At 67.5% G+C, this 13,401-nt stretch carries 5 protein-coding genes; 1 reads left to right on the forward strand and 4 read right to left on the reverse strand.

Features of this window, described 5'->3' with window-relative positions; translation table 11 throughout:
- Positions 1-101 precede the first annotated feature (101 nt).
- From AC13C7_RS04190 to AC13C7_RS04205, 4 genes are read right to left on the reverse strand one after another with little or no spacing between them, the layout of a single operon-like run.
- Positions 102-851, reverse strand: a complete 750-nt coding sequence (locus tag AC13C7_RS04190) for a 4'-phosphopantetheinyl transferase family protein (RefSeq protein WP_482866689.1) — start codon at positions 849-851, stop codon at positions 102-104.
- Positions 848-5,362 (reverse strand): MupA/Atu3671 family FMN-dependent luciferase-like monooxygenase, encoded by a 4,515-nt coding sequence (locus AC13C7_RS04195; protein ID WP_482866690.1) that lies wholly within the window; start codon positions 5,360-5,362, stop codon positions 848-850. The genes AC13C7_RS04190 and AC13C7_RS04195 overlap by 4 nt, the downstream gene beginning before the upstream one ends.
- A gap of 3 nt (positions 5,363-5,365) precedes the next feature.
- The gene (locus tag AC13C7_RS04200; protein ID WP_482866691.1) at positions 5,366-6,364 is read right to left on the reverse strand and encodes a glycosyltransferase family 2 protein; all 999 of its coding nucleotides are present in this window, start codon (positions 6,362-6,364) and stop codon (positions 5,366-5,368) included.
- Positions 6,351-12,686, reverse strand: coding sequence for a type I polyketide synthase (locus tag AC13C7_RS04205; RefSeq protein ID WP_482866692.1), 6,336 nt, complete (start codon positions 12,684-12,686; stop codon positions 6,351-6,353). Before AC13C7_RS04205 ends, AC13C7_RS04200 begins: the two co-directional genes overlap by 14 nt.
- Before the next feature lie 206 nt (positions 12,687-12,892).
- Between AC13C7_RS04205 and AC13C7_RS04210 the strand changes: the two genes are divergently transcribed.
- A complete protein-coding gene (locus AC13C7_RS04210) occupies positions 12,893-13,369 on the forward strand; it encodes an SspB family protein (RefSeq protein ID WP_482866693.1) in 477 nt (158 codons plus the stop codon).
- Positions 13,370-13,401 lie beyond the last annotated feature (32 nt).

A 13,401-nucleotide genomic window follows, 5' to 3' on the forward strand; every position in this document is an offset into this window, starting at 1 on the left:
CCGAGCCGTCCTCGGGCGCGCACGCCCCTGACATACGATCTCGGCCTGGCGCGCTGCCCCCGGGGCTGCCCTGCCAATGCCTCAATTTAGATGAAGTATCGTCAAATTTCCAAGGCTTCGGGGGGATTTGCGTGGAAACATTGCATTTCCATATCCGGGATCGCGGCCCTATTCTGGCCACATTCGTCCGCCGGGGGCAAGACCAGCGCGGTCACGATCCTGTCGGCATGGGTCAGGAGATGGCCGGTCAGTTCCGTGCCGGGGCCGTATGGGCCGAACCCGATATTGAGACGCGCCATGAACCGCCGCCAATCTGGGTCGGGGCGAATGGTCATGGCATCGAACCCCACGACCGCGCCCGTAAGAGGATAGAGCGCCTTGTAGCTCGCCTCCTTGGCGGAAAAGATCATCCGCGCGAGGGGGCCGCGCGCCGCCGCATCGCGCATCGACAGCCAGCGGGTCTCCGCCGGGATCAGGACGGTTTCCCACAAGTCACACGGCAGATCCTCATGCGGCTCCATGTCCAGCCCCAGCCCCGCAACGCCTTGGAACCGCGTTACAATCGCCATTGCCTGATCCCCGTCATGGCTGATCGAGCCGATCACGCCGCGCGGCCAGATGGGCGACCGGTCGGGGGCCATGGGGATGGGCAAGGGCACCAGCCCGATGGCCCGCAAACCGGCCCGTGCAGCGCTGCGTCCAGCGGCGAACTCGGCCCGGCGCGCGGGTGTGGCGCGCGCCATCGCCAAGCTTTCCTCGGGGCGCAGATCGTCCCCGTCGCCAAGCCGCGCCTGACCGATGCCGATCCGGCCCCCGAGCGCATGCGCCAGATTAGCGACAAGCCCCCTCATCCGCGCCCGCCCCGCGCCGCGCGCATCGCCCTGCGGCGCGACATCGCCTCGCTGCGGTTTGCCGCGCGCGTCTCGGCCTGGCTGTCCGGCACCGGGTCGGGCGTGGAGGGGCCGCTCAGCTTGTCGATCTGGGCCGCCAGCGCCGACAACACCGGAAAACGGAAGATGTCGGTGATGGAGAGCGCCTCGGCCCCCAACTCGGCCCGGATCTCACGATGCGCCTGCACCGCCAGCAGGGAATGGCCTCCAAGGTCGAAGAAATGATCCTGCGGCCCGATATCCGCCACACCCAGGATGCGCGACCAGATCGCCGCCACCTGGCCCACCGTGCCGCGCTGCTGCGCGATCGGGGTGACGCTGGCACTGCGCCGCGCGACGGGCTCCGGCAGCGCCTTGCGGTCGATCTTCTTGTTGGGCGTCAGGGGCAAGGCGTCGAGCTTCATGAACCGCGCCGGGACCATATGGGCGGGCAGCACCTCGGCCAGAGACCGGGCCAGCGCGCCCTCGTCCACGACCCCGTCGGCCAGGTAGTAGCCCGCAAGCTGCACATTGCCGGGGCTGTCCTCGCGCGCCGTGACAACGGCCTGTCTTACCCCGGCAAAGCCCTCCATCGCGGTCTCGATCTCGCCCATCTCGATGCGGTAGCCGCGCAGCTTGATCTGGGTATCGGCACGGCCGAGGAAATCCAGCCCCCCCTCCGCCCGCCAGCGCGCGAGGTCGCCGGTGCGGTAGAGCCGCCCTGCGCCAAAGGGGTTCTCCACGAACCGTTCCGCCGTCAGGTCGTCGCGCTGCCAATAGCCGCGCGCCACGCCCGCGCCGCCGATGTAAAGCTCACCCGCGACGCCCGTCGGCACCGGCTGCATGGCCTCGTCCAGCACATAGACCTGCGTGTTGGCAATCGGCGTTCCGATGCCGTTCACCGGGGCCTCCGTCGCCGGGGCGGTGGTCGACCAGATCGTGGTCTCGGTCGGGCCATACATGTTCTGGATCCGCGCCTCCGTCGCCGCGCGCAGATCGCGCACCAGCGTGCCCGGCAGGGCCTCGCCGCCGATCATCAGATGCTTGACCCGGGCCAGCGCGCGCCGCGCCTCGTCATTGCCGACCAGCATCCGCGCCATCGAGGGCGTGCATTGCAGATGGGTCACGTCATGGCGGATGATCTGCGCGGCGATGGAGTAATCCCCCTCCTCCACCGCGTCGCCCATGTTCGAGAGGCGCAGCACCTCGGCCAGCGGGCGCAGCCCCTCCAGCACCGTGTCGCGCGCGATGCCATAGTCGATCAGGCAGGCGATCTCATCAACGCCGATGCGCTTGAGCTGCTCGACGCGGGCCAGGCAATCGGTCACCGTGCCGAAGAGGCCGCTGTCGTTGAAATAGCGCTCGAAGGCGAAATCGAGGATCGCTTCCAACTCGGACTCGTCCAGCGTGCCGAGGTCCAGCTGCATCGGGTTGTCGACGCCCTTGGGCTTCTTGAACGCCGGAAAGACCCAGGCGAATTGCTTGATCAACCCGGCGGCCGAGCGCAGGTAATCCTTCATCGGCTCGCGGGCCACCTCACGGGCCTTTTCACGGCTATCGGCGACGTAGGAATGCAGCATCAGCGTGACGCGGTGATCGGCGGGGTCGCGGCCCGTTGCGCGCAGCGCGTCGTGGTAGATCTTGATCTTCCCACCCACCTCGGCGACGTCCTGGCCAAGCAGATGGGTCAGCACGTTGGCGCCGATCTCGCCCGCCTCGCGCCAGGTGTCGGGATTGCCCGCCGTGGTCACCCAGATCGCCAGCTCTTTCGACACCGGGCGCGGCTGCGTCATCACCTTGTGCGGCGTGCCATCGGCCATCGGAAACGCGACCTCTTCGCCGCGCCAGAGGGCGCGCAGCTTTTCGATCGTGTCATACATGGCCGACTTGTTGTTGGGCGGCGCGTTCTCGGGCCGCAGCACGAAATCATGCGGCTGCCAGCCGCTGGCAATACCAAGGGCGGCGCGCCCATTGGTCAGGTTGTCGATCACGGCCCATTCCTCGGCCACACGCGCAGGGTGATGCAACGGGGCCACGCAGGAACCGGCCCTGACAGACAGGTTGCGCGTCACCGCAGCGACGGCGGCCCCGGTGACGGAGGGGTTGGGATAGGGCCCGCCAAAGGCATGGAAATGCCGCTCGGGCGTCCAGACCGCGCAAAACCCGTTGCGGTCGGCGAACTCGGCCCCGTCCAGCAGCATCCGGTACTTGTCGCGGCCCACGCCATCGTCATTGCCCCAGTAGAACAGGCTGAACTCCATGCCCCGTCCCGTCTGCCCGATGGGGCGGTCCGAAACCATGGTCCGGCTCTCATCGCCCGAGATCACCACGGTGAAGCCGCGCGCGAGGGTCCAGAAAAGCTCCAGCACCGAGATATCGAAGCTGAGGCTGGTCAGGGCCAGCCAGGTGCCGCCAGTTTCGTGGTCGATGCGCGCATCCATCCCGGTGAAGAAATTGGCCACATTGCGATGTTCGACCATCACCCCCTTTGGCGTGCCGGTCGAGCCTGACGTGTAGATCAGATAGGCCAGATCGTCGGGGGTGACGCCGCTCTCCGGGTTGGTCTCGGGGGCCTCCGCGATGCGCGGGTCACTGTCGATCTTGACCAATGCCGCGTCATTGGGCGGCAGGTCGCGCGCCAGGGCGGCCTCGGTCAGGATGATCCCCGCGCCGCTATCCGCGATATAGAGCGCGACACGGTCGGCGGGATATTCAGGGTCGAGCGGCACATAGGCCGCGCCCGCCTTCTGAATGGCCAGCGCGCCGATCAGCAGCTCTGTCGAGCGCCGCATATACAAGCCCACAAAGCCCCCCGGCCCCGCGCCCATCCCGCGCAGCACATGCGCCACCTGGTTGGCGCGGGCATTGAGCGCGGCATAGGTCAGCCGCTCGCCCTCGTAGATCAGCGCCTCCGCGGCGGGCGTGCGCGCGGCCTGCGCCTCGAAGGCGGTGTGGATGCAGGTGGGATCGACCTCCGTGTCGGTGGCGTTGCGGGCCTCCAGCAGATCGCGGCGTTCGGCCTCAGGCAGGATGTCGAGACTGGCGATCTCGGTCTCCGCACGCATGTTCAGCACGTGAACCAGCCGGGCGGCGAAGAGGTCGATATCGGCCTGGCTGACCAATGCCGTGTCGCCGATCAGCCGGGTGCAATCGGCAGAAAGGCTCAGCGCGGCACCGGGCACCGGGTCGCCATCCGAGGAGACGGCAATCGGCGGACAGGCGCGCGGGGCCTGCATCCGGGCCGGCAGATCGGCGGCGTGGGGGCCTTTCTCCAGGGCCAGCCCGATCTCCTCGACCAGGGCCGCGGCGGCCTCCTCCAGCGTGCCGTCGGCATGGATCGTCAGCGGCAGCCAGCGGCAGAGATAGCCCGGCGCGATGTCCAGCGTGCCGAGCGCCAGGTGGGTCAGGCCCATCCGCGCGGCAAGCGCCGCCAGACGTCCGCGCACCTCGTCCAGGTCCATGCCCGATGGCAGGCACAACACTGCCTCGCAAGGCTCGGGCGCGGCGGCGGGCTGGAAGGGCGGGGCCTGATCCGGCATCGCCAGCAGCCTCGCGCGCCAGAACGGATCGGCCTTGGCGGCGCGATGCGCGAAATCCGGGTCGGGCGGGGTTGGGGTGCCGAGAACCTGACCCTGTGCCAGGATCTCCGTCGCATCCACCGGCCCGCCATCCGCCGCACGCAGGCCCGTCAGCCGGATCGCGCCATCGCGCGTGGCAATCGTGGCGCTGGTCTCTTCGACCGCCAACACGCGGCCCGCATCGTCGGACCCCTCGGCGGGTGCCGCGCCCGAGATTAACAGGACGGCCTCGCCCGCATCCAGCTTGGGACAGGTCAGGGGGTTCCAATAGTCGCCATGATCCAACGCATGAACAATGCGCAGCAAGTCACTTGTATTGTTGGAAAACTCCAGCGCGCCCATGGTCGCGGGGCGGTCGTGACGCCCGTAATAGCTGCGCTCGCTCAAATCCTGCTTCCGGCCCTCGGCGGTATCGCCTGCCAGCGCCTCGATCACGTCGGGAAAGCTCTCCATCGCGGCGGCGAAGCATTTGGTGTTGAGGCTGAGAGCGGTCTCATTCGGGGCGATGTCGAATGTCTTCTGGACCAGGATATTGCCCTCATCCACCCCGCCCGCGATGCGGTGCCAGGTGATGCCGTGGCGGGTCTCCCCGTTCAGAAGCGCCCAGACCGGCGCGTTCAGCCCCGCATAGCGCGGCAGCGGGCCGTCATGAAAATTGACCGCCCCCTTGCGCGCAAGGCCGAGAACCGCATCGGGGATGATCTCGAGATTGGCGATGGAGAGCAGCCAGTCGGCGCTGACCCCCTCCAACGCCTCGCCGGGTGTCTTGCAGGCGATCCCCTCGGCCCCCGCCCAGTCCCGGAACGCGGCGTGGCGGGTGACGATGGCGCGGATCTCGTGGTCCGCCTCGCGCAGCATACGGGCGCAATTCAGCGCCAGCGTGTCATGGCCGATGATGAGGGCGGAAAAGGACATGATCTATACTCCGTTCACAGGCGCGGTATCGGACCGCGTTCGGGGGGCTTGCGGCGCGGGCCGGCGAAATTCATGGGCGATCAGATCGCGCAGGAAACCCGGCGGGTCGGCGGGCTTGCGTCCCGTGACCAGGCAGCGCAGACGATGCAAGCCGCCCCCCGCGACATGGGCCAGCGTCGCCAGCACACCATAGGCGCGGCCATGCGTCTTGCTGAAATAGCGCCTGCGCGAGGCGAACCAATACTCAGGCACGGCCTGCCATTCCTTCATGCCGGTCGAGACGGAGCCGATATGCGTGACCGAGCTTTCCCGCACGAAATCCGTGGGATACCCGGCGTTCTTCGCGCGATGGCAGAGGTCGGTTTCCTCGAAGTAGAGAAAAAAGCCCTCGTCGAACAGCCCTGTCTCCTCCAGCACCTCGGCCCGCATCATCAGGCTGGCCCCGGCAAGCCAATCGACGCGCGTGGTCGCCTCGGGGATCGGCACCGGCACGGCGCGGGCCTTCAGCCAGCGACTGATAGGGCCAAGCCGGATCGCGCCCTCGAACTCGCTGGCGATGGAGGGGAAACGGAAGGTCGTCAGGTGCGGATCGCCATCCTCGCCGTGGATATAGCTGCCCGCGAATCCGGTCTTTGGATGCGCCTCCAGATGGGTCAGCAAGGCCCGGATCGCACCCGGATCGGGGAAGGCGTCCGAGTTTAGGATATAGATGTAATCGGGCGCCGTGCCATCCGCCATCCCGGCGCGAATGCCGACATTGTTGCCCGCGCCGAAGCCGCCATTCCGGCCCGATTGCAGGACGCGTACGCGGGACCAGCCGCGCGCCGTGACCTCTTCCTGCATCCTCTCAAACGAGCCATCCTGGCTGTCATTGTCGACGATGGTGATCTCGCCCGCGATCCCCTCCATCTCGCGCAAGGCGGCATCAGTGGCGCGCAGCGTCATTTCGGGCGTGCGCCAGTTCAGGATCACGGTCAGCAGCACCGGCTCATTCCGCGGCATGGCTGCCCTCCCAGGCCTGCGCGACATCACGGGCGCGGTCGGCGGCGTCGATGACGCGCTTTATGCGGGCGGCCAGAACCCGTACATTGGGCTCCAGCACCATGCTGTCATGATCGCCGGGCACCTCGTAGACCTCGAGCGCGGGGGCCCATTCGGTCCAGTCATTATCGGGCGTGACATAGGCGCGTTCCGAGTTGATCAGGCGGTCCCTGGCCACCTGCCACTTGCCGCGCAACGGCGGCCGGAAGAGGGTGAGCGGCCCGGTCCAGGGTTCCAGCTGGTAGGCGGCGACCGCCTCCAGGAAGGCCGCCTCGATCGCGGCGTTGTGGAATTGCGGCGTCTCCCCGGTGGCGTCCACCTGGGCCCGGCGCCTGGTGATCTCCCACCTGATCCGACGCGCAAGCCATTGGAACGGATAGGCAAATCCGCCCGATTTCAACTCGGCCATCTGGATCGCGATACGGTCGGCACGGCTGAGCGCGCGGCGTTGCGGCAGGGGCGTGTCGAGCATGACCAGCGCCGCGACGTCCTCGCCGGCCTCGGAAAGCTGCCGCGCCATCTCATAGGCCGTGATGCCGCCGCCCGAGAACCCGCCGAGCATGTATGGCCCGTGCGGCTGGATCTGGCGCAGCTCGGCGATGTAGTCGCGCGCGGCCTCCCTGATCGAGCGGTGCGGCGCGGCGTCGCCGAACAGGCCCCGCGCCTGCAGCCCATAGAAAGGCCGGTCGGTGCCCAGAAGATGGGCCAGGTGGCGCAGGTTGAGGACATTGCCGAACATGCCCGCGACCAGGAAGAATGGCGTGCGCGGCCCGCCCTCGCCCTGGTGCATCGGGACAAGGTGGGTGAAGCGGCGTTGCGGCTCCTCGCCCGCTGGCGCGCGCGCCTCGCTTGTGTCGACGCCCTGCGCGGCGATCAGATCGGCGCATTTGCGGATGGTGGGCGCCTCGAACAGGGCCGAGATCGGCAGGTCGATCCCCCAGGTCTTCCTGATCATCGCGAAGAGGCGCACGGCAATCAGGGAATGGCCGCCGAGATCGAAGAAACTGTCCTCGGCCCCGACTTGGCCCACGCCCAGAAGATCCCGCCAGAAGCCCGCGAGTTTTGTCTCGATCTCGCCTTCGGGCTCCACGAAATCGCTGTCGAGATCGGGGCGCTCAAAACCAGCCTCGCCGGTGGTCTCGACACTGTCCTGCTCCGCCTGACGGATCAGCGCATCGAGCGGCAGCGAGGTGATCGCCACCTGCGCATGATCCGAAGCGAGCGCGCGCAGGAAGGCCTCGGCGCCTTCATCGGGGCGGATGCCCTGAGCGAGGGAGTGGCGCAGGCGTTCCTCGGCGGGCGAGAGCGGGCGCGGGCCGGTGGGCTCACTGGCTTTGGCCGATGCGCTGGCGAAACGGATATCGCCCTGCATCCGCCGGATTGTGAACCCGGAGATGTCCACGCAGACGGTGCCATCGGGCGCGGCCAGGGTGATGTCGAAACTGGCAGTCTGCGCGCTGGCCTCATTGCTCCCGGCATTGCGGACATGGCTGATAACGTCGCCAGGTAGAGGTTTGAAAACCTTGACGGATGCGTAATTGACCGGCACCCAGAGCGCACTGCCATCATAGCCCGCGATCAGGTCCATGGCCCATCCCGTCGCCAGGTCCATCAGGCCCGGATGCAGCCCCATGTCGCGGGGGGTATCGACCGAGAGCCGGGCCAGCCCTTCGCCATCCCCAAGCCGCGTTTCGCGCAGCACGCGCCAATTCGGGCCAAAGCGCAGATGCCCCTCCTGCGGTGAGGTCAAGGCACCCTCCTGCGCGCGAATCGGCGGGCCCATCCGGGCCTCGATCGCGGCAATGTCCATTGGCTCGGGCGGGGTCAGCGGCAGCAGGCTGATCGCGGCCTCGGCGGTCACGTTCCACCCGCGCCCCGTGCCCGCCTCGACCGTCATCGTGTAGCCCCTGTCGCTGCGCGGCAGGGTCAGGCGGATCTGCGTCGCCGCCCCGTCGGGCGTGTTCAGCGGGCGCAGGAACCACAGGTCGGTTATCTCGAAAGGCTGATCCTCGCCCTGCCCCGCCAGCGCCTCGGCGGCCAGTTCCAGGTAGCCGGTCCCCGGCAGCAGCGCATCGCCCGCGCGGGTCCGGTGATCGTCCAATACCCACCGTTCGGACGGCACCCACGCCGCCATGAACACGCGGTTGCCATCGGCATCGAACCCGGCAGCGTCGAGTAGCGGCAGGTCGACGGGCACCGGCGCGGGCGGCTCGGCCACGCGGGCCTGCATCGCCTCGGCGGCCATGCCGACGCCGGACCAGATGCCCCAGTCGATGGCCAGTACGCGCGTGCGGTCGCCCTTGCGCGATTTGGCGTAGGCGTTGAGATATTCATTGGCGGCGACGTAATCGACCTGGCCCGCGGGCGCGGTGGCGGTGGAACTGGAGGAAAACAGCACCATCCAGTCCAGCGCGCCATCGGGGAAAAGCTGATCCAGCACCTGGGCCCCGTGGACCTTCGGCGTGAACACATCCTCGATGGACAGCGAGGATTTGCCCAGGATCGGTGCGTCGTCGATCACGCCCGCCGCGTGGACAACGCCGCTGATCTTGCCGAAGCGCGTCTCGGCCATGGTCAGCGCGCTGCGCATCTCCTCGATATTGGAGACATCGGCAGAGAGAGTCAGCACCTCGCCGCCGGCCTGTTCCAGCCGTTCCACCGCGCGGATGCGGGCGGCGGTGCGGTCGGTCGGCGCGGCATTGGCCAGCAGGGTCTGCCAGCGCGCGCGCGGCGGCAGGGCATTGCGCGAGATCAGCACGATCCGGGCCTGGTGGCGGGTGATCAGCGCATGGGCCACCGAGGTGCCGATGCCGCCGAACCCGCCCGTGAGCAGCACGGTGGGGTGATCGCTGATCTCCAGCGATTCGGCCCCAGGCAGAGAGGTCGGACGCCATGTCGCCTCATATCGCTTCGTCTTGCGCAGCGCGGCGATGCGGTTGGTGGGCGGGCTCAGAAGTTCCTCCAGCGCGGCGTCCCTGTCGCCTGTGTCGATATCCAGAACGGCGCAGGTCAGCCCCGGAAATTCACGCGGGATGACGCGGGCGGGGCCCATGATGGTGGATTTCTCGGGATGCGGCAGAGCCTCGTCGCGGACCTGCGTCGCGCCCGATGTGATCACGTCGATATGCAGGGGGCCGCTGCCCTCATCGGCCCAGGCCTGCGCGAGGTAGAAGAGGCTCCAGAACCCCTGTTCCTGGCAGCGATGGAAGAAGGAGGAGCCGGGGCGGTGGCCGGTCCCTTCCGTCACCAGCCAGAGATGCGCGATGCGGGTGGGCAATGTGTCGGCGGCGGCCAGCGCGCGCAGCAATTGGTCATAGCCTTCGCGCCCGCGCTCGGGCGGCAGCAGGTAGCCATCCGCCGTCTTGGCGAAGGCATCGCCGGGGCGCACAAGGGTCACGGTCTGGCCCGCATCCGACAGGCGTTTCGCGGCGGCCTCGGCCAGCCCGGTATCATCGGAGAAGATCAGCCAGGTCTCCTGCGGGGCATCGGCCAGGTCGCCCGCCACGTCCACCGCGCAGGGCGCATAGGTGGGCTGCCAGACGGGCCGCCAGCCCCATGTGTCGGGATCGTCATTGCGCATCAGCCAGTCGTCGCTGACCTCACGCGCCGCCCCCGGTTCGATGAAATAGCGGCTGCGCTGGAAGGCGTAGGTGGGCAGGACAACGCGGTTGCGCCGCGCCGCGCCCCAGTATTGCCCCCAGTCGAAATGGCCGCCGACGGCCCAGATCCGGCCCAGTTGCGCCAGGAAATAGGCATCGTCTTGCGTGTCGTCATCGGCATGGCGCAGGGTCGAGAGCACCTGGCCCGCGTCAATATCGGGGTGCTGACCGGCGAGCGAGGACAGCGCCTTGCCGGGACCGACCTCGATATAGGCGCGGTTCGGGGTGGCGGCGAGGGTCTTGAGCCCCTCCGCGAAGAGGATCGCGCCGCGCAGGTGCTGCACCCAGTAGTCGGGATCGGTGGCCTCGGCGTCGGTGATGAACGCGCCGGTCCGGTTCGAGATGAACGGGATCTGCGGCGGGGTCAGGGTGATCTTGCGCAGATAGGCGCCAAAGCGCGACAGGACCGGGTCCAGCAGGCGGCTATGGGCGGCGATGTCGATGGCGATGCGCTGGTTGGTGATCTCCTGCGCATCGAGCCGCGCGGCCAATGCGTCCAGCGCGGCATCGGGGCCGGAGGCGACGCAGAGCGCGGGGCCATTCACTGCCGCAAGGTCCAGATCCTCGCCCAGATGGGGGCGCAAGTCGTCGGGCGAAAGCGCCACGGACAGCATCCCGCCCCGCTCCACGCTGTCCATCAGTTGCCCGCGCAGATGCACCAGCCCGATGCAATCCTCGAAGCCGATCACACCGGCCAGGCAGGCGGCGGTGTTCTCGCCCATGGAATGACCGATCAGCGCCTTCGGGGCCACGCCCCAGGACATCCAGAGCTGCGCCAGCGCATATTCGACGATCATGATCAGCGGAAGCTGGACGGACGGCTTGCGCAACCGCTCCTCGGCCTTCGCCTCCTCGCCTGCCTCGGGCAGCCAGACGGCGCGGATATCGAAATCGAGCTTGGGCGCCAGCAGGTCCAGCCCCTTGTCCATCCAGTCGGCAAAGACCGGCTCGGTCTCGTAGAGATCGCGCGCCATGCCCGCGTATTGCGCGCCGCCGCCGGGGAACATGAAGGTGATCTCGGGCGCTTCCATCGCGCTATGGGTGAAGACGCGGCGGGGGTCGTTTTCTTCCAGAAGCTGCGCCGCCTCCTCATGGCTTGCGGCCACCACGACGCGGCGGCGGTCGAAACCATGGCGGCCCTCTGCCAGCGTCCAGGCGATATCGGCGAGGTCTTGCTCCGGGTGGTCCCGCAGATGCGCCGCGAGGTTGGCGGCATTGCCCTCCAGCGCGCCCTTGGATCGGGCAGAGAGGCAGAACAGCTGGAACGGCCAGTCCGATGGCTCGGACGCCGCGCGCGCGGGCGCTTTTTCCAGCACGGCATGCGCATTGGTGCCACCGACGCCGAGCGAGTTGACCCCCGCGCGTGGCGGATGATCGGTTTCGGGCCAAGGCGTCAGCCTGTCATTCACCCGGAAGGGCGAGCCGTCGAAACCGATCGCCGGGTTGGCCTTTTCGAAGCCGAGCGACGGCGGAATCTCGCCGTGATGCAGGCTGAGCGCGGTCTTGATCAGGCTGGCCACCCCGGCGGCCGTGTCGAGATGGCCGATATTCGTCTTCACGCTGCCGATGCGGCAGAACCCCTCGGCCCGCGTGGTGCGCCGGAAGGCGTCGGTCAGCGCCGCAACCTCGATCGGGTCGCCCAGATAGGTGCCGGTGCCGTGGCATTCGACATAGTCGATGGTGTCTGCGGGGGTTCCGGCGACGGCCTGCGCTTCGGCAATCGCTTCGGCCTGACCGCCGACCGAGGGCGCCAGGTAGCCCGCCTTGTCGGCCCCGTCATTGTTGATCGCCGAGCCCTTGACAAGCGCCCAGATATGATCGCCGTCGCGGATCGCGTCCTCCGCGCGCCGCAACACGACGCAGCCCGCGCCGGAGCCGAAGACCGTGCCTTGCGCGCGGTGATCGAAGGCATGGCATTGCCCGTCCGGCGAGAGGATCTCGCCCTCCTTGAAGAGATACCCGCGCGCATGCGGCAATTCGATGGTCACGCCGCCCGCCAGCGCCATGTCACATTCGCCCATGAGAAGCGCCTGTGCCGCGTAATGCGTCGCCACCAGCGAGGTGGAGCAGGCCGTTTGCAGGTTGATCGAGGGGCCTTTCAGATCGAAAATATGGCTCACCCGCGTGGTCATGAAATCCTTGTCATTGCCGGTATGGCGCAGCAGAAACATGCCGGTCTGATCGACCAGGTCGGGGTTGGAGCAGACGTTGAAATAGAAATAGCTGCCCATGCCGCAGCCGGCATAGACGCCGATGGGACCAGGGAATTTCGAGGGCGGATGGCCCGCCTGTTCCATCGCCTCCCAGGCGACCTCCAGGAACTGGCGGTGCTGCGGGTCCATGATGGCGGCTTCTTTCGGGGACAGGCCGAAGAACTCCGCATCGACATGGTCGAACCGGTCCAGCGTCGCGGCGAAGGGCACGTAATCGGGCCGGTCGATCAGATGCGGGGCCTCGCCTGCCGCCAGCAATGCCTCGCGCGATTGCCGCGTGATTGCGCAAACGCCTTCGCGCAAGCCACGCCAATAGGCCGCCACATCCGCCGATCCCGGCAGGTGCGCGGCCATTCCGACAATGGCGATATCGTTCTCTCCGACGCCCTGGTCGGTGCGGCTGTCACTCATCGAAAGACGTATCCAAAATCGTTCCTCGAACAGTATGGCGCAGATTTCGCCCGGCTTCATGGTGATTTTAGGGCAAAGCCATGGAGTGAGGGCGATATCGCAAGGGCGGAGCGGATCAATCCCGCAGGACAGACCTGCGCCACTTTCCTTCGGAAACGAATCTACTATGGTGGAGAAAACACCGAGACAAAAGGACCGCGCGCCCCATGACATCCGAGGATCCCGACACAATCGCCTATGGCCGCCTGATGCACCGGGCGATGCGCGGGCTGATCCAGACGGTCCTGACGGATGTGGCCGAGCGCGGCCTGCCGGGTGAGCACCATTTCTTCGTGACCTTCGACACCCGCGCCGACGGCGTCGATATCGCGCCCTGGCTGCACGATAGATACCCCGAGGAAATGACCATTGTGATCCAGAACTGGTTCGACGGGCTTTCCGTCGATGATGAGGGGTTCTCGATCACGCTGAATTTCGGCGACAGCCCCGAGCCCCTGCGCATCCCCTTCGACGCGATCCAGACCTTTGTCGATCCCTCCGTCGAGTTTGGCCTGCGTTTCGAGACACAAGGCCATGACGACCCCGATGGCGAGCCGCCCGAGGATGACGACCCCGAGGATGAGGACGCCCCCCATCACGACGCCGAAGTGGTCAGCCTGGATACGTTCAGAAAGACCCATTAGCCATTGATCTTGAACATCTTTTGAAAGTCTTG

It is taken from the genome of Alterinioella sp. B-7 (genome assembly GCF_056857775.1).

Bases quoted from the DNA above. Each gene is read 5' to 3' on its own strand.
- AC13C7_RS04190 (WP_482866689.1), bottom strand. From the start codon at position 851: ATGAGGGGGCTTGTCGCTAATCTGGCGCATGCGCTCGGGGGCCGGATC.
- AC13C7_RS04195 (WP_482866690.1), bottom strand. From the start codon at position 5,362: ATGTCCTTTTCCGCCCTCATCATCGGCCATGACACGCTGGCGCTGAAT.
- AC13C7_RS04200 (WP_482866691.1), bottom strand. From the start codon at position 6,364: ATGCCGCGGAATGAGCCGGTGCTGCTGACCGTGATCCTGAACTGGCGC.
- AC13C7_RS04205 (WP_482866692.1), bottom strand. From the start codon at position 12,686: ATGAGTGACAGCCGCACCGACCAGGGCGTCGGAGAGAACGATATCGCC.
- AC13C7_RS04210 (WP_482866693.1), top strand. From the start codon at position 12,893: ATGACATCCGAGGATCCCGACACAATCGCCTATGGCCGCCTGATGCAC.